A 17,501-nucleotide genomic window follows, 5' to 3' on the forward strand; every position below is an offset into this window, starting at 1 on the left:
AGGACCTGCAGGACAGTGGCCTGCTCAGCGAAGCCGAAGCCCGGGTGCATCCACGGGCCAACATCGTTACCCGTGCCATCGGGGTCGAGGCGCAACTGAATCTGGCGATGGTCGAGCTGCTGCTGGTGCCCGGCGACAGCTACTTGCTGTGCAGCGACGGCCTGACCAAGACCGTCGAGGACGATGAAATCCGTGAAGTCCTGAACCACGATGATCCCGGCGAGATCGCCAGTAGCCTGGTGTCCCTGGGCCTGATGCGTGGCGCGCCGGACAACATCACCGTGGTTGTCGTGAAGGTGCCGTCATGAGCTTGACCTTGAACATTGTCATCCCTGGCTACGACATCGAAGGGCCGATCGGTGAAGGCGCGATGGCCAGCGTCTACCTGGCGACCCAGCGTTCCCTGGAGCGCAAAGTGGCGCTGAAAGTCATGGCGGCGGCGTTGGCAGCCGACCCGACGTTCTGCGAGCGCTTCCTGCGCGAAGGCAAGACCCTGGCGCGCCTGTCCCACCCGCACACGGTCACCATCCATGACATCGGCAACGTCGGTGAGCTGTATTACATGGCCATGGAATACCTGCCCAACGGTACGCTCAAAGAGCGTATCGCCGCCGGATTGACCCCGGAGCAGGGCGTGACGCTGATCCGCCAGATCGCCTCGGCGCTCGGTTATGCCCATGCCCAAGGGCTGGTGCACCGCGATGTGAAGCCGGCAAACATCCTGTTCCGCGCCGATGGCACGGCGGTGTTGTCGGATTTCGGCATCGCCAAGTCCCTGGACGACCGCACCCAATTCACCCAGGCCGGTTTCGCCGTAGGCACGCCGAGCTACATGAGCCCGGAACAGGCGCGCGGCCAGGAAATCGACGGTCGCGCCGACCTGTATGCACTGGGCGTGGTGCTTTACGAAATTCTGGTCGGCGAGTTGCCCTACCGCGGAACCGACGCGCTCTCCACCGCCCTGGCCCATCTGACTGAACCCTTGCCGGAGCTGCCGGTGCACCATGGCCGTTACCAGGGCGTGCTGCGCAAGCTGTTGGCCAAGGACCCGGCGGAGCGTTATCCGGATGCGGCGGCGTTGCTGCTGGCGCTGGATCAACTGCCGATGGATTCGCCGGAAGCCACGTTGGTGCGGCCGCTGCCGATCCCGATGACTTTTGACCTGGCGGGCATCACGCCGGAGTCCATCGAAATACCCACGGACAAGCCTCAACCGGTGCGTCAGCCGGCGGGGGCGTCGAGGCAACACAGCGAGCAGCGCCGTGGGCCGGTATTGGCGCTGGCGGCGGTTGCAGTGGCGGTTGCCCTGGCCATTGGTGGCGCCAGTTATTGGTGGTTGAGCGGCGCCGATGAACCGGTCAAACCGCCTGCTGCCGTGGTGCCTGAATCGGCGCCACCTGCGGCGGTCGCGGTGGCCGACGGTGGTCAGCGTCCGTTGCTGATGGCCGGCAAGAAGACCTTGTTCCAGCGCGTACTCAGCAAGCCCGGCGCCAAACTTTCCAGCGATGCGGGCAGTGCGCCGGACAAGGCCTTGCCGGCGTTTTCCGTGCTTTATGTGTACCAGCGCAAAGATCTCGACGGCAGCCCTTGGGTGCGTGTCGGCGCCGCTACCGATGGGCGCAGCGAGGGGTGGTTGCCGGCCGCGCAAGTCAGTGACTGGAAGCAGAGCCTGGTGCTCAAATTCACCGAGCGCTCAGGCCGCGCGCCGGTGATGTTCCTGCGCCAGTCCGGTGAGGTGGAAAAGCTGCTGGCCGATCCTGCGGCGGCGAAAAGTGCGTTGAGCAAGGCGCAGGCCAACCGCGAAGATAATCAGCAAGTCCTGGCCCTGGAACCCACGGCCAGCGCGGTGCCGCAAAACCAGTTCTACTTGTTGCCGATCTTTGATTCCAAGGAAAGCTTCGACGAAAACGGCCAGCCGGTGCAGTTGCTTAATGTCGCGTCCATCGACCCTGGCAGCAGCGCAGCCGCCAAGGCGGCGGCTCCCGCGATCAGCGCCCATGCCGATGCCTTCCGTACCGCTGTGGTGCTGGTGGTTGACACCACCGTGTCGATGCAGCCCTACATCGACCAAGTGCGCGATGTGGTGCACGAACTGCAAACCCGTATCGCCGAGCGCGGGGAGTTGGACAGCGTCAGCTTCGGCTTGGTGGGCTTTCGCAACAGCATCAAGAAAACCCCCGGCCTGGAATACGTGGCCAAGACCCTGATCACTCTCGACCAGGGCCGCGATCCGCAGCGCTTCCTGGACATGGCGCGGCAGGTCAAAGCCTCGACGGTGTCCAGCCACTCGTTCAACGAAGACGCGTTTGCCGGGGTGATGCAGGCGGTGGACGGCATGGATTGGTCCGGCTACGGCGGGCGCATCATCCTGCTGGTCTCCGATGCCGGTGCGCTGCGCAAGAATGACCCGTTCGCCGCCACTCAGATGAACGAAGCCGAAGTGCGCCAGGCGGCGCTGGGTAAGCAGATCAAGATCTACGCGTTGCATCTGCGCACCGATGCCGGCAAGAAAACCCATGCCGGCGCGGAGAGCCAGTATCGCGTCCTTACCGCCGACGCCAATCCACAGATCGGCGACTTGTACACGCCGGTGCCGGGAGGCGACGTGCGCAAGCTGGGCGAGCGCGTCGATGAGATCGGCACGGTGTTCGCCAACCTTGTGCATCAGGTGCGCAGCAACACGCCGCAGCCGGTGCCGTTGCTCAGTGGCGCGCCAAGTCTGGCAGACAAATCCGCAGCGGTCGGTTATGCGATGCACATGGACTTCCTTGGCCGCAAAACCGCGAGCCAGGCACCGCAACTGGTCAGCGCCTGGACCGCCGACCGCGACCTGACCAACCCGGCGTTGCCGGCGTTCCAGGTGTGCGTGATGCTGACCAAGCTGCAACTGAACGACCTGCAACAGTCGCTGAAACTAATCGTTGATGCGGCGCGCAAAACCCAAAGCTCGCCCAAGGACTTTTTCCAGGAAATCGCCAGCGCCTCGGCCTATATGAGCCGTGACCCGCAAGCCCTGCGCAAGGGTGGCAACCTGGCCGACGGCGGCCTGTTGGGCGAATATCTTGAGGGCCTGCCGTATCGCAGCAAATCGCTGAACATGACCCAGGATTTATGGTTGTCGTTGAGCGTGGCCGAACAGGAAGATTTTATCGACGAGCTGGATTCGAAAATCCGCCTCTACGAAACCTTCCACAATGACCTGGCCAACTGGGTGCGTTTCGGCGATGCCGAGCCGGGCGACGCGTTGTACCGCGTGCCGTTGTCGACGTTGCCGTGATGCTGAGCCTGAACGCGGTGCACAAGAGCCGGGGCGTCGGCAGCCAGCGCTATAGCCTGGTGATTCCGGCGCTGCACCTGCGCGCGGGTGAGCAACTGGCGATTGTCGGGCCCAGCGGCTGCGGCAAGAGCACCTTGCTGGATATGCTGGCGCTGGTGTTGGCGCCGGATCGGATCGGGCAGTTTGAGTTCAACCAGATCGACATGGGTGAATTGTGGCGCGCAGACCGACAAACCGCTTTGGCCCAATTGCGCCGACGGCATTTGGGCTATGTGCTGCAAACCGGCGGGCTGCTGGAGTTCCTTGATGTGCGCGGCAATATAGCCTTGTCCCGGCAGTTGTTGGGTCTAAAGGACGACGGCAGCGTGGCGCGCCTGGCCGAGCAGTTGGAAATTGCCGACCAGTTGGAAAAGCGCCCGGCAGCGCTGTCGGTGGGCCAGCGCCAACGCGTGAGCTGTGCCCGTGCCTTGGCCCATGCACCGCAGCTGGTGCTGGCCGATGAACCGACGGCTTCCCTCGACCCGCTCAACGCCGAGCGCGTGATGCAGGCGCTGCTGGCCCAGGCCCGTGAACACCGCGCCGCCTGTGTGATCGCCACGCATGATGAGCCGCTGGCACGCGCCAGTGGCTTGCAGGTGCGCCACATCGGTTGCCGTCGCGATGCTGACGGCGGTGTCACGGCGACCCTCGGGGAGGCCTGCTGATGCGTATCGGCCTGGTCGCATCGCTCGCCTGGCAGGACTACCGCAACGACGCGTGGCTGTCGGCCTGCTCGGTGCTCGCGCTGGTGGCGGTCATCGCGCCGTTGCTGGTGTTATTTGGCCTGAAATTTGGACTGGTTAGCAGTTTGACCCAACGCTTGGAGACCGACCCTGCTACCCGTGAAATTATTCCGTTGGGCGGCGGTCGATTCAGCAGCGCCTTTGTCGAGCAGCTCGGCCAACGTAACGATGTGGCGTTTGCCATACCGCGCACGCGGCAGATAGCGGCGACGGCGCAGGTCGGGACCCTGGTATTGGAAATGCTGCCGACCGCGTCGGGCGATCCGCTGCTGGTCGGCTTGCCGATGCCCAAGGGCCTGGACCAGATCGTGCTGAGCCATACCGCCGCCGAGAAGCTCGCGGCGCGGCCCGGCGACTGGCTGGAGACCCGCTTTGCGCGGCAACTGGCAGGGCGCGTCGAGGCCCAGCGCACGCGGGTGCAGGTGCAGGCGGTATTGCCGTTGCAAGCCTTCGCCCGTGACGGGCTGTTTGCTGACTTGGCGTTGCTGGAGGCGGTGGAAGATTATCGCGATGGTCGTGCAGTGCCGGCGCTGGCGTGGAGTGGTGATGCGGCGGGTGTGGACGAGCAGCGGGTGTATCCGGCGTTTCGCTTGTATGCGCGCGGGCTCTACGATGTGGAACCGCTGCGCCTGTATTTCGCCGAGCAGAATTTGCTGGTGTCGACCCAGGCAAACACCATCGCCCAGGTGCAGTCGTTGAGTCGCAACCTGTCGATCGTATTCTGGATCATCTGCGGGTTGGCCTTGGGCGGTGCGTTTGCAGCGACTTTCGCCGGTGCGTTGGCTGCGGTGGCGCGCAAGCGCCGGGAGTTGTCGGTGTTGCGCCTGTTGGGATTTTCCACCGCCGCGCTGTTGCTGTTCGTGGTGATGCAGGCGCTTTACAGTGCGAGTTTTGCCGCCGTACTCAGCGCCGGGTTGTATGGCCTGGCCGAAGCGGGTTTGAATCGATTATTCGTGCAGGTGCCGGGCGAATACGCCAGCCATCTGTTGGCGCGTCACTACGGCCTGGCCCTGGTTGCCGTGCTCGGCGTCAGCGCCGTGGCGGCGGCGTGTGGGGGGTGGCGAGTGGCGCGTATCCAGGCTTCTGAAGGAATCAGAGATGTTTAAGTTATTGGGCGCCTGTGTGGCGCTGAGCCTGGCCTCGCTGGCCTGGGCCGATGAGGCAAGCGACAAGCTCGACAACCCCAAGCCGTTGCCGGACGACGTGAGCCTGCCGCTGCCGTGCGAAGGCCATATGGTGTTCCGCTACGCGTACGTGTTGGCCCAGGGCACGCTGGACGACCGAGAGGTGAGCCTCGGCTATCCCTTTGCCGAAGGCGAGGCGGGCTACCAGCAGTCGTTTATCTCAGGTTACCGGCGCGACTTCATCAATGGCCAGTTCACACTCAAGGATCTGCCCAAAGACTGGAACACCGTCATCGCACCGCTGATGCCGAAGACCGACGCTAAAACCCCGCTCAAGCCTATGCTGTATTTCATCGGCAAGTACGAAGTGACCGCCCGCCAGTACGCCCAGGTGATGGCCCAGGCGCAATCCCTGGCCGGCGGCGAGCCGGCCCCGGCCTGTGACGCGCCCACCGGCATGGCCGCGCGCCTGCCGAAAGTGAAACTGTCGCGCTTTGAGGCTGAGCGTTTTTCGGCGGTGTACAGCGCCTGGCTGATGAAATACCACCGCGACTTGCTGCCGGTGAGCGGCCGCGGCGCCTCGGCCGAAGACGGCGGCCTGGGCTTTGTGCGACTGCCCACCGAAGTGGAATGGGAATTCGCCGCGCGCGGTGGCCAGGCGGTGAGTCGCCAGGACTTGGAAGGGCGCCTGTTTCCACGCCGTGTCGAGGGCAGCGAAAGCGACGGGCCACTGGGCGACTACGCCGTGTTCAACCAGGTCGCCGGTGGCACGGGGCAGGCTGCGCGGCTGATGCCCATCGGCACCAAGCTGCCTAATCCGATCGGTATGTTCGACGTGATCGGCAACGCCGCGGAAATGGTTCAGGAATCCTTCCAGCTGGTGCACGCCGGGCGCCGTCAGGGCACCTATGGCGGCTTCGTGGTCAAGGGCGGCAATTACCTGGAGGGCGAAGGCACGTTATTCACCGGCATGCGCCGCGAGTACCCGCTGTTCGCAGCCGATGGCACCGAGCAAAGCAACGAGACCACCGGGTTTCGCGTGGCGATCGGCGCGCTGTCGGCGCCGCGCTCGCGCTACAAGGAGCTGTTTGCACAGTGGCAGAAAGAAGGCCGCCTGGCTTCGCTGACCGACGCCATCGATGACGCCCAGGACCCGACCAAGCGCCTGGACAGCATCATCGCCGCCAGTGTCGACCCCAAGCTGCAAGCCGAACTGGGGCTGGTCAATGAGGAGCTCAAGCGCAATGTTTCGCTGATCGCCCAGCAGCGCGAAGAAGCGGCGGGCAACCTGATCCAGTCTGCTGCATTGGTGGCCGAGACTATCAGCAACTACAACATCCGCCTGGCCAACCTACAGAAAAGTCGCCAGCAGGCCGTGGATAACAAGGACACGGCTAGCGCGCAGCTGTTCGACATGGCCATCGCCAATGGGCGCAGCGCGCTGGACGGCGCGGTGGCGATCTACATCGATAACCTGGCCACCGGCACGCGCTACACCGATGCGGTGATCCAGGCCCAGTTTCAACGGATCAAGGAAGAGTTGGATCGCAAGCCGGTGCTCGGCAAGAGCCTGGTGACGCGCGCGACACTGTTCGTTCGCCATGTCGGCAACTACCGCAAGCAACAGCGGGCCGACCCGGCAACGATCTTGAAGGAATTGCTCGCAGCGAGCGGTCAGCGGTCTTGATCGTTGGCTGTCTAGCGAGCTTGGAAGGGACTCAGGCGGCGGTGGGCCGTGCTGGGCATGTCAAACTTAATAGAGATCACACCTATGCTTTTTTCCCGTAAGTCGGTTTCCAAGCGTCACCTGCTGCTGATCGCGGCTGGTTTCAGCACCGTGTTGACCGGTTGTGCTACGTCGCCTTCGTCCAAGGTTGCGTCGAGCACCAAAGTTGAGTACTACCCGAACTGCTACGAGCCGGTGCAGCACCTGCGCGCTACCGATTCGAACATGACCAAATCCGTGGTGACCGGCGCCGCTATCGGCGCGGCCGGCGGTGCATTGCTGGGCGCCATCACCGGCGACAAGGAAAAGCGCGGCCGTAACGCCGCTATCGGCGCAGCGGGCGGTGCCCTGGCGGGTGGCGCGGCGGGCTATTACACCGAGCGTCAAAAGCAGATCGCCGATGACAACCAGCGCATCGCTTCTTACTCCACCGACTTCAACAAAAGCGCCTCCGACATCGACCGTAGCACCGCGTATGCCAAGGCGTCGCAACAGTGCTACCAGAGCGCATTCACCAAGCTGGTGGCAGACCGCAAGGCCAAGGCCGTCAACGACACTGAAGGCCGCAAGCGCCTGGCGGAAATCGTTTCGGGCCTGAAGGAATCCAATGACTTGATCGTTGCGGTCAACGGCAAAGCCAGCGAAGACCTGAACAACTACACCCAGGCCTACGAGAAAGACCTGCAACAGGTTGGCGTGCAACGCAAAGACGTGATGACCGTGGCGACCGCCGATACCACCCCTGTGGTGGCGCCGGCCAAAGGCAAGAAAACAGTCAAGCCGGCTAAGAAGCCAGTGCTCCCGACTGTGCCGAAAGAAGCGGTAACCACCGAGAAGAGCATCCAGACCGTTCAGGCCAAGCAGGCTGAAAGCAAACAGGTCGCCAGTGCAGGCAAAACCCAGATCGAAGGCACTTGCCGCGATCCAAACCTGGCCGACTGGGCACCGGTACCTTGCCCTAACGTTTAAGTAACATGTTGCTATAAGCGTTAAACGCCAGCCGATCTCCCGCTAAAGCGCGAGATCGGTGGCGTTCTGTTTGCAAATCGTTACACTGCTGCGGCCACTCAATAATTACACCGAGGCCGTGTGCATGAAATTTCGTTTTCTTCTGTGGGTGCTGGGCCTGATGATGGGCAAAGCCAGCCGCACCAATCCCGCCTTTCAGCAGCAGCTAGGTGACAAAGACCTGGCCTTCCAACTGCAGACCCTCGACGGCAAGGTTGCCCGTCACTTCATCGTCAAAGACCAGCGCATCACCAGCCGCTCGGGCGTGCACCCGGCGCCGGCGTTTGCGATTGCCTTCAAGGATGCCGCCTACGGTTTTGCCACGATGCAGGCGAAGAACAAGCAACTGGCGTTCATGACCGGAATTCAGGACAAGTCGATCCAGATCAAGGGCAACCCGGCGCTGGTAATCTGGTTCCAGGGGTTGACCAAGTACTTGAAGCCGAAGAAAAAGAAGAAGGCTTGAACGGTTCCGGCAGGGATACCGAGGTGAATTCATCGCAGGCAAGCCAGCTTCCATAGTTAACCGAGTTCCAGGTTTGGAATGCAATCAACTGTGGGAGCGGGCTTACCCGCGAATGCGACTTAACAGACTGGCATTTATTCCTGGCTGAACGGGGAAGCCTGTTCACACAAAGCCCTATATTGTCCGAGTGAGCATAACTCAGACACTTCAATACTATTAGCTCTATGCCGGCTCTACGCCTCCGACAGTTGACGAGCTTTTTTCCGTGGTTACGCACAAATTTAACTCTGTTCCCCACTGCAAGTATAAAACCCCCGACGGCCCAACTGAACGCCGCACTTCCATCGTCAGGTTTAATTGTTACTATGCTGATTGTTACGGGAGAGGATGGAGTTGTGTTTCCTACTTTCGTAACGATTGCCGTGTCGCGTTTGCGTGACTGGCATGAGTGATCTCCTAAGCAGGTTTATTTGCTATTTCGATGTGATAAGTGAAAGGTCAGTGGTTGATTTAAATATTCTAATAATCGCAGAACTTTCGCTGCTGTTGAAAGATTTTTGTTCCCCGTTGGGGAGCTGGATAGTTAACACCCACTTTGGACCCGATGGGTCGTCATTACAGCACAGGCTAACCTTGCGGCCAGTGTATTGCTGGTGCTGCTGATCATATACAGTAAGAGAGATTTTATTTTCTTTGTCGGTAAGTTTTTCTGGGACTTCACCCCAACCTAGTTTCGGGCGGAATCCATTCTCACCCCCTACGTATGTGAAATTTTTATAATCAGGGTAATTAATCATATTGAGCGCGCCATATTATTTAAGGAAGGCCTATGATGCGAAATCAATACAAAGGCGAACCTATGAAAGTTGGCAGTTTTTCATATCTATTGGAAATAACCTATATTCAATCGTCGAATAAGTTCAAGTTAATTTCAGGCGATAAGAAAGATTTCTAGTTTAAAGGGGGAGCCAACTATTTGAAGCCGAAGAAAAAGAAGACTTGAACGGTCTAGCAGGGACACCATGGCGAATTCATCGCAGGCAAGCGCCCCACATTCGGCGACATTTCAAAGTTGGAATTCGGTCGAATGTGGGAACGGGCTTGCTCGCGAAGGCGGTCTAACCGTCTACGGATTTACCCCTGGCTGAACTGAGACGCCAATTCGCGCAACAGCACTTCGGCATCCAACACCTTACCAACGACTTCCTCAGCCTTGTCGCGGCTCAGCCCCAAACGCTCCAGCAACGCGTCCGGAATCGTCTCATCGGGTCCGGAACCAATCCCTCGACTGCGCAACAGGCGCACGGCCAAGCACACCAGGTTCGGGTACTCGGCGTATTGCCCGTCATAGGTCGGGTCATGCTGAAAGCGCAGGGCGGTGGACAGTTCGTCCGGCATGTCCCAATAGCGCATCAGCCAGGCGCCGATCTGTTCGCGGCTGATGCCCAGCAGGTGTTGTTCCACGTAGCTGTGGCACAGGTGCGGGTTGACCTCCAGGTGACGGCAGATCAGCGAGAAGTGCGGCGGGAACACATGGGCCAGCAGCAGGTAACCAAAGTTGTGCAGCAAGCCTGCAAGGTAGGTGAGGCCGGCTTCCGGGCGCTGGGCGCGTGGCATGGCGCGGGTCAGGCCTTCGATCACGGCAGCGGTGTAGATCGACTGGTGCCAGTACGGCGTGGACGGGTGCGGGCGGTCCTTGGGCAGGCTCAGGGTTTTGCCCAGGGCCAGGCCAAGTGCCAGGTTGATCACCAGATCGAAGCCCAGCACGCGCACGATGGCGTCTTCCACCGAGCGGATCTTGCCCGGCGAAGCGTAGTAGGGCGACGCCGCCCAGCTCACCACTTGGGCGGCCAGGGCCGGGTCGGTTTCCACCACGCCGGTGATGTCATCGATGGTGGCGTTGGGGTCGACGCGCAGTTTGATGATTTTCTGCGCGGTGTCGGCCAGCGGCGGAATCTCGATGGTTGCTTCCAGGCGTTGCTGAATGCGGCGGGCAGTGAATGCCTGCATCGCCTGGGTGATTTCCTCACGGTCATCATTGGGGCGGTCGAGATTGGGGCGAATGTTGCTCAGCGGCTCGCCGAAATGAGCGGCGCTGGCTTTGGTCAGCATGCTCTTGAAATGCTCGCTGGCGATTTCCAGCAGCAACCCGGCTTCGCCCGAATGCACTAACAGACTCGGCTCGTTGAGCAGGCTGCCTTCATAGAGGCAGGGCGAACTGGTAAGCGCCGGCAAGCCCGGCAGCAGGTTCAGATCATGTTTGCCCAGCATGCGCTCGACGCGCTCCGGCCCCACGGCCGTGAGGCGGCGCCCGGTCAGTTCGGTGAGGCGGTTGAGGTCAAGCAGTTGGCTTTGGGGGAACAGCACCATGAGCGCGCCGACGGCATCTTCGAGCAGTACCGCCTGGACCTTTCGTGCAGGGTTCAGGCCAGGCTGCTCGGCGACTTCCGTGTAGGGAATGGCGAGCTTTGCGAGCAGTGCCCGAATGACCGACGGGGCGGTCAGTGGGGCTGTAGCGAGGGCAACTTCTGACATGGCCTGATCCAATTTCTTACAGTCATTGGAGTATAACCAGCTTGACACAGCTGTAGGTCGGATAAGTGAGCCAGTCGTCACACTTGGCCGTATTGCTGCCCGTGCCGCAGCCAGCGGTTGAGCAGGGGGCTGACATGTTCCGGCCAGCGTTCCAGCAGCGCTTGCGCCGCATCGCGCACAGCGGGCAACAGGTCGGCGTCGCGCATCAGGTCTGCGACTTTGAATTGCAGCAAACCGGTTTGGCGAGTGCCGAGCATTTCGCCCGGGCCGCGCAGCTCGAGGTCCTTTTCGGCAATGACAAAGCCGTCGTTGGTTTCGCGCATGATGCCCAGCCGTTGGCGGCCGATCTGCGACAGCGGCGGGTGATACAGCAGCACGCAATGGCTGGCGGCGCTGCCCCGGCCGACGCGGCCGCGCAACTGGTGCAGTTGGGCCAGGCCCAGGCGTTCGGGGTTTTCGATGATCATCAGGCTGGCGTTGGGCACGTCCACGCCGACTTCGATCACGGTGGTGGCCACGAGCAATTGCAGGTTGCCGGCCTTGAATTCGGCCATCACCGCCGCTTTTTCGGCTGGTTTCATTCGACCATGGATCAGCCCGACCTTAAGCTCGCCGAGGGCGCTGGTGAGGTCTTCGTAGGTGGTTTCGGCGGCCTGGCAGGTCAGCTCTTCGGACTCTTCGATCAGCGTACACACCCAGTAAGCCTGGCGGCCTTCAGCGCAGGCGCCGCGCACACGCTCGATCACTTCGACGCGCCGCGTGTCGGTGACCAGCACGGTGTTGACCGGCGTACGGCCGGGCGGCAGTTCGTCGAGGATCGAGGTGTCGAGGTCGGCGTAGGCGCTCATCGCCAGGGTGCGTGGGATCGGCGTGGCGGTCATGATCAACTGGTGCGGGTTCATGCGCCCACCCACGCCTTTCTGGCGCAGGGCCAGACGCTGTTGCACGCCGAAGCGGTGCTGTTCGTCGATGATCACCAGCGCCAGGTTCTTGAATTGCACTTCGTTCTGGAACAGCGCATGGGTGCCCACCACCATGGGCGCGCCGGCGGCGATTTGCGCCAGGGCGGTCGCACGGTTCTTGCCCTTGAGCTTGCCCGCCAGCCACGCGACTTCCAGCCCGAGCGGCTCGAGCCAGCGTTTGAAGGTGATGAAGTGCTGTTCCGCGAGAATCTCCGTCGGCGCCATCAGCGCGACCTGGTAACCGGCTTCCAGGGCCTGCAAGGCGGCGAGGGCGGCGACCACGGTCTTGCCCGCGCCCACGTCGCCCTGGATCAATCTCAGCATCGGTTCCTGCTGGCTGAGGTCATAGGCGATCTCGTTGCCCACGCGTTGCTGGGCGCCGGTCGGCGCGAAGCCAAGGTTGGCCAGGTATTGGGCGGGCAGGCGCGTGGCCTTGGGCATCGCCGGTGCGCGCAGCGAGCGCATGCTTTCGCGCAGGCGCTGCTGGGACAGTTGATGCGTGAGCAGTTCTTCAAAGGCCAGGCGATGCTGCGCCCAGTGATGGCCGAGGGCGAGTTCGTCGACATCGGCGTCGGCCGGCGGGTGATGCAAGTAGCGAATCGCATCCGCCAGCGGTGCCAGTTGATAATCGCGGGCCAGCTCCAGCGGCAGCCAGTCGGGCAGGCTTTGTGGGCCGAGCATCGTCAGGGTTTGCATGCATAGCTGGCGCAGGCGCTGCTGGGTGAGGCCTTCGGTCAGCGGGTAGATAGGCGTAAGCGTTGTGTCTACCGGCGGCGGTTCGTCGCCGGTAATGGCGCGGTACTCCGGGTGGTAGATCTCCAGGCCCGAGGCCCCCGGACGCGCTTCGCCGTAGCAGCGCACGCGGGTGCCGCGCTTGAGGCCTTCTTTCTGCGCATTGCTGAAATGGTAAAAGCGCAGGCTCAGGCCGCCGGTGCCGTCCTGCAGGCGCACCACCAAGCTGCGGCGCTTGCCCATCACCACGTCGGCGCCACTGACAGTGCCTTCGACCACCGCATCCTGGCCAGGACGCAACTGGCCCATGGGTACGACGCGGGTGCGATCCTGGTAGCGCAGCGGCAGGTGGAACAGCACGTCCTGAAGGTTTTCCAGGCCCACCTTGGCCAGTTTTTCGGCCATGGCTTCACCGACACCCTTGAGTGCCGTGACCGGCACCTGCGACAGCTCTGTCATACCGTTACTTAGCTCGCGGCAGGCGGTTTGGCCACCGAGCACAGGCGTATCGAGTCGGCGAGGATCTCAATTGCTTTTGGCCGTGGAAAGCTGGCGCGCCAGGCGATCGCCACGGTACGGAAGGGCACCGGTGGCGTGAGGGGGCGCACTTCGATCACGCCGGGGGCGTAATGATGGCTGTCTACCGCCGACAACGGCAGGATCGAAATACCCAGGCCGGACGCGACCATATGGCGAATGGTCTCCAGGGAACTGGATTCCACCGTGGTGTGCTTGGCGCCGTCGTTACCCTTGGTCAGGGTCGGGCAGGCTTCCAACACCTGGTCGCGGAAGCAGTGGCCTTCGCCGAGCAGCAGCAGGCTCTTGTCATTGAGCAGGCTGGCATCGATGGTGTCTTGCTTGGTCCACGGGTGGGAGGCCGGCATCAATACGTAGAATGGTTCGTCGTAGAGCGGCAGTGTCAGGACGTCCGCTTCGTTGAACGGCAGGGCGATGATGATTGCGTCAAGCTCGCCGTTGCGCAGTTTGTCGCGCAGCACGTGGGTGAAATTTTCTTCGATATACAGCGGCATCTGCGGCGCGACGCGGTGCAGTTGCGGGATCAGGTGCGGGAACAGGTAGGGGCCGACGGTGTAGATCGCGCCGACCTTGAGCGGTGCGGTCAGCTGGTTCTTGCCGGCCTGGGCCAGTTCGCGAATGCTTTGGGCTTGTTCCAGCACCTTCTGGGCCTGGGCCACGATGCCTTCACCCACTGGGGTGAGGCGCACGGCGCTCTTGCTGCGCTCGAAAATCAGCACACCGAGTTCGTCTTCAAGCTTTTTCACGCCCACCGACAGCGTCGGCTGGCTGACGTGGCAACGCTCGGCCGCGTGGCCGAAGTGCTGCTCTTGGGCGAGGGTAACGATGTAGCGTAATTCTGTAAGAGTCATAGCGGGCGTCCATGAGGTTGCAGGCCAAGCATACCGGCTGCAATCGATAGACGCACGTTATCAGAACTTTGCTGGGGATTGAGCTGAGGCTGTCGGTAATTTTGCTGATTTGCCGAAGGTGAATGTGGGAGGAACGGACCCCTCCCACATTGCCCTGCTAGCGGCGGCGCTTGTCGATGTTGTAAACGAACGGTGCGACGAGTTCCACACTGCCGTTTTTCAACAGGTCGGCGGGCGGCTTGGGCAAGGGTTGAGCCTTGCGGATCATGTCCAGCGTGGCGCGGTCCAGGTCGGCGTTGCCGGAGCGGCCCTCCAACTCGTAGGACAGCACATTGCCTTCGCCATCGACCACGAAGCGCAAGCGGTTCATGCCTTCCTTGCCACGCTGCTGCGCGCCCGGCGGGTACTTCTTGTACTTCTGCAGGTGCGCCAGCAGGGTACTTTGCCAGGATGCCTGGGCGGCCATCTGTTGTGCCGATGGGCCTGGGGCGGGCTGCGCGGATTTTTGCGCAGGTGCGTTGCTCGGCGGCGTTTCGCTCGGTAGCTCCTCGGAAGGTTTCTCCTTGGGTGGCTCGGGCTTCTTCTCCACCGGCTTGGGCGGTTGTGGCTTAGGCTTGGGCTTGACCGGCTTGGGCACCTGGATCGTTGGCTTGGGCGCCTCGGCCAGTTTCGGCAGAGGCAGCTCTTCGACCGGTGGTGGCGGTGGCGCAACGACTTTGGGCGGTGCCGGAGGCGGCGGTGGCGCCGGCAGGGGCGCCAGGTCGATGACCATCGCGGCCGGCGGCAACGGGATCGCCTGCGGCGCGGACCATTGAAGCGCGATGATGATCGCGACGGCATGCACGCCCAGCACGACTGCGAGGCTGGTGCCATAACGCGTCAGTTTGTGGCGCGTCGTGATCATTTCTTGGCTGCCGTCTCAAGTCCGACCAGGCCTACCTTGAGGTAGCCGGCTGCCCGCAGGGCATCCATCACGCCCATCAGGTCGCCGTAGTCCACGCCCTTGTCGGCCTGGAAGAAGATCGTCGTGTCTTTCTTGCCTTGGGTCTTGGCATCGAGTACCGGCCCCAGGGTTTCAGCCTTGACTTCTTCTTCGCCCAGGAACAGGCGCTGGTCCGCCTTCACGCTGAGGAAAATCGGTTTCTCCGGCCGTGGCGCCGGCTTGGCGCTCGAGGCGGGGAGATCAACCTTGATGTCCACGGTGGCCAACGGTGCCGCCACCATGAAGATGATCAGCAGCACCAGCATCACGTCGATAAACGGCGTGACGTTGATTTCGTGGTTCTCGACGAGTTCGTCGTCGCCTTGATTCAAATGCAGGCCCATGGCCGATTACCCCACTTTCACCATGTGCGGTTGCGAGCTGCGCTCGGTAGGCAGGTGATCGAGGTCGCGGCTGACCAGCAGCAGGACTTCTGCCGACGCGTCCGATACCTGGGCCTTGTAGCCGGCAATCGAACGGGCGAAGACGTTGTAGATCACCACCGCAGGAATCGCGGCAACCAGGCCCAGGGCGGTAGCCAGCAAGGCTTCGGCGATACCGGGGGCAACCACGGCGAGGTTGGTGGTCTGGGTTTTGGCGATGCCGATAAAGCTGTTCATGATGCCCCACACGGTGCCGAACAGGCCGACGAAGGGGGCGGTGGAACCGATGGTCGCCAGCACGCCGGTGCCGCTGCTCATGTTGCGACCGCAGGCCGCCACCAGGCGCTCCAGGCGGAAGCTGACACGTTCCTTGATGCCTTCTTTTTCGCGGGTGTTGGCCGACAGGCGCATTTCTTCGAGGGCGTCATGCACCAGCAGGTTGGCCAGGGTGCCCTTCTTGGTAGCGGTTTCACTCGCTTCCTTAAGAGTGGCGGCCTTTTTCAGGTGGACGATTTCAGTGCGCAGACGACGCTTGGCGCCCAGCAGCTCGAAGCCCTTGGAGATCCAGATGGTCCAGGTGATGATCGAGGCGATGGCCAGGCCGATCATCACGGCTTTTACCACCACGTCGGCGTTCTGGTACATGCCCCATGGGGACAGGTCGTGCGCCATGCCCAGGGTGTTGTTTTCTTCCGGCACTACGCCCGTTTCGTCGGCCGGGGCCGCAGGCTGGGCCGGGTCGGTGGCGGTTGGCGCGGCGGCAGGGGCAGCCGGGGTAGCGACATTCTGCTCGGCAGCGGCTGGAGCGGCGGGTGCAGTGGCATCAGCGAAAGCGGCGGTCGGCGCCAGCAGTACGCTGAACAGCATCGCAGCGATCGCACGCCAGGCGCGGGAGGGGCTGTGAAGCTTGGTTGGCGAAGCGGGGTTTGTATTACGTGTCATGCTGGCCGGACCTGAGTGAAAATAATGGTTGATCGTCCTGCCAGACCCTGTGGGTCGAGGACAAATGGGTGGTTATTATTGCAAGTAATTCTTGTTAACTAAAGTGGCAGTGTTACTTTATTTCGCTTTTTACTGGCCGTTGATCCTCTCGCGCGGCTAATCTGCGCCTTTGAGAATGGAGTTTTATGATGTCTGCGCCTTCTGTTGTGATTGCCGGTTGTGGCGATGTGGGTAGTCGGCTGGCTAGCCAATTGCTGGCCGGAGGATGGGAGGTGCATGGCCTGCGCCGTGATATTTCACGCCTTCCCAGTGGTGTGATCGGTATCGCCGGCGATCTGTTCGATAAAGCATGCCCCGACACCTGGCCGCTCGGCGGGGTGGATTACCTGGTGTACTGCGCTGCGGCCACAGACCACGATGAAGCCGGCTATCGCGCGGCGTATGTGCAGGGTTTGAAGCATGTGCTGGAGTGGCTGCAGGATTATGGCCAGGAGCCCAGGCACGTGCTGTTTGTGTCCAGCAGCAGTGTGTATGGGCAGCAGAATGGCGAATGGGTCGACGAAACTTCTGAAACCCAGGCGAAGGGTTATTCCGGCCAGGTCATGCTCGAAGCCGAGCAAGTCGCGCTTAACAGCGGTATCCCGGCAAGCGTTGTGCGATTGACCGGCATTTACGGCCCAGGCCGTGAGTGGCTGCTCACCCAAGTGCGTCAGGGTTACCGCGTGGCGATCGACCCGCCTTTATATGGCAACCGGATTCACGCGGATGACGCGGCGGGCTTGCTGGCGTTTTTACTGCGTCATGTGGAGCAGGGCGGTTCGCTGGATAAGATCTATATCGGCGTGGATAACGCGCCTGCGCCATTGGCGGAAGTGGTGGGCTGGCTGCGCGAGTACCTGGGCGTGACGCAGTGGTCCGAGGACGCCAGCGTGCGGCGGGCGGGCAGTAAACGGTGCAGCAATGCACGGGCCAAGGCGCTTGGGTGGGCACCGACCTATCCGACGTATCGCGAAGGGTACGCAGCCATTCTGAAGGGCTGAACGCGGTGAAGAAAATGTAGGAGTTGGCTTGCCTGCGATGACGGCGTCACATCCGGCAGGGCGGTGACGGATATACCGTTATCGCAGACAAGCCAGCTCCCACATTTGGATTCGGTCGAGGCGGGTTATTGCTTTTCAAGCAGCCATTGGCGCG

Annotated in this window: 14 protein-coding genes and 1 pseudogene; 8 read left to right on the top strand and 7 right to left on the bottom strand. The window is 62.0% G+C overall.

Going from position 1 to position 17,501, the window contains the following annotated elements:
* The 7 genes and pseudogenes from Q1V60_RS03025 to Q1V60_RS03055 all read left to right on the top strand — a co-directional run.
* Positions 1–308: pseudogene (locus Q1V60_RS03025) on the top strand (SpoIIE family protein phosphatase); the annotation flags it as partial.
* Between the two features lie 8 nt (positions 309–316).
* On the top strand, positions 317–3,277 hold the full coding sequence (locus Q1V60_RS03030; protein WP_300627333.1) for a serine/threonine-protein kinase: 2,961 nt from the start codon (positions 317–319) through the stop codon (positions 3,275–3,277).
* Positions 3,277–3,981 carry an ABC transporter ATP-binding protein gene (locus tag Q1V60_RS03035; RefSeq protein ID WP_300627318.1) on the top strand — a complete coding sequence of 235 codons (705 nt, stop codon included), beginning with the start codon at positions 3,277–3,279 and terminating at the stop codon, positions 3,979–3,981. Before Q1V60_RS03030 ends, Q1V60_RS03035 begins: the two co-directional genes overlap by 1 nt.
* The gene (locus Q1V60_RS03040; protein ID WP_300627319.1) at positions 3,981–5,165 is read left to right on the top strand and encodes an ABC transporter permease; all 1,185 of its coding nucleotides are present in this window, start codon (positions 3,981–3,983) and stop codon (positions 5,163–5,165) included. The genes Q1V60_RS03035 and Q1V60_RS03040 overlap by 1 nt, the downstream gene beginning before the upstream one ends.
* Entirely contained in the window at positions 5,158–6,870 is a 1,713-nt protein-coding gene (locus Q1V60_RS03045; RefSeq protein WP_300627320.1) for an SUMF1/EgtB/PvdO family nonheme iron enzyme, read from the top strand. Before Q1V60_RS03040 ends, Q1V60_RS03045 begins: the two co-directional genes overlap by 8 nt.
* A gap of 84 nt (positions 6,871–6,954) precedes the next feature.
* A complete protein-coding gene (gene tagQ, locus Q1V60_RS03050; protein WP_300627321.1) occupies positions 6,955–7,878 on the top strand; it encodes a type VI secretion system-associated lipoprotein TagQ in 924 nt (307 codons plus the stop codon).
* Positions 7,879–8,002: 124 nt separating this feature from the next.
* Positions 8,003–8,383, top strand: a complete 381-nt coding sequence (locus tag Q1V60_RS03055) for a helicase (RefSeq protein ID WP_300627322.1) — start codon at positions 8,003–8,005, stop codon at positions 8,381–8,383.
* 473 nt (positions 8,384–8,856) lie between these two features.
* On the opposite strand, the gene Q1V60_RS03060 is transcribed toward Q1V60_RS03055, so the two are convergent.
* From Q1V60_RS03060 to exbB, 7 genes are all read right to left on the bottom strand, one after another.
* Entirely contained in the window at positions 8,857–9,180 is a 324-nt protein-coding gene (locus tag Q1V60_RS03060; protein ID WP_300627323.1) for a hypothetical protein, read from the bottom strand.
* A 337-nt stretch (positions 9,181–9,517) separates the two neighbouring features.
* Positions 9,518–10,918 (bottom strand): aminoacyl-tRNA deacylase and HDOD domain-containing protein, encoded by a 1,401-nt coding sequence (locus tag Q1V60_RS03065; protein ID WP_300627324.1) that lies wholly within the window; start codon positions 10,916–10,918, stop codon positions 9,518–9,520.
* A 77-nt stretch (positions 10,919–10,995) separates the two neighbouring features.
* Positions 10,996–13,071 (bottom strand): ATP-dependent DNA helicase RecG, encoded by a 2,076-nt coding sequence (gene recG / locus Q1V60_RS03070; protein WP_300627326.1) that lies wholly within the window; start codon positions 13,069–13,071, stop codon positions 10,996–10,998.
* Positions 13,072–13,079: 8 nt separating this feature from the next.
* The gene (locus Q1V60_RS03075) at positions 13,080–14,000 is read right to left on the bottom strand and encodes a hydrogen peroxide-inducible genes activator (protein WP_300627327.1); all 921 of its coding nucleotides are present in this window, start codon (positions 13,998–14,000) and stop codon (positions 13,080–13,082) included.
* A 157-nt stretch (positions 14,001–14,157) separates the two neighbouring features.
* A complete protein-coding gene (locus Q1V60_RS03080; protein ID WP_300627328.1) occupies positions 14,158–14,904 on the bottom strand; it encodes an energy transducer TonB in 747 nt (248 codons plus the stop codon).
* Positions 14,901–15,326 carry a TonB system transport protein ExbD gene (gene exbD / locus Q1V60_RS03085; protein ID WP_124388770.1) on the bottom strand — a complete coding sequence of 142 codons (426 nt, stop codon included), beginning with the start codon at positions 15,324–15,326 and terminating at the stop codon, positions 14,901–14,903. The genes Q1V60_RS03080 and exbD overlap by 4 nt, the downstream gene beginning before the upstream one ends.
* 6 nt (positions 15,327–15,332) lie before the next feature.
* On the bottom strand, positions 15,333–16,307 hold the full coding sequence (exbB, locus tag Q1V60_RS03090) for a tonB-system energizer ExbB (RefSeq protein WP_300627330.1): 975 nt from the start codon (positions 16,305–16,307) through the stop codon (positions 15,333–15,335).
* 188 nt (positions 16,308–16,495) lie between these two features.
* Between exbB and Q1V60_RS03095 the strand changes: the two genes are divergently transcribed.
* Positions 16,496–17,347, top strand: a complete 852-nt coding sequence (locus Q1V60_RS03095; protein ID WP_300627331.1) for an SDR family oxidoreductase — start codon at positions 16,496–16,498, stop codon at positions 17,345–17,347.
* Positions 17,348–17,501: the final 154 nt, after the last annotated feature.

The sequence above is a fragment of the Pseudomonas sp. genome (assembly GCF_030147005.1).
GTDB lineage: Bacteria > Pseudomonadota > Gammaproteobacteria > Pseudomonadales > Pseudomonadaceae > Aquipseudomonas.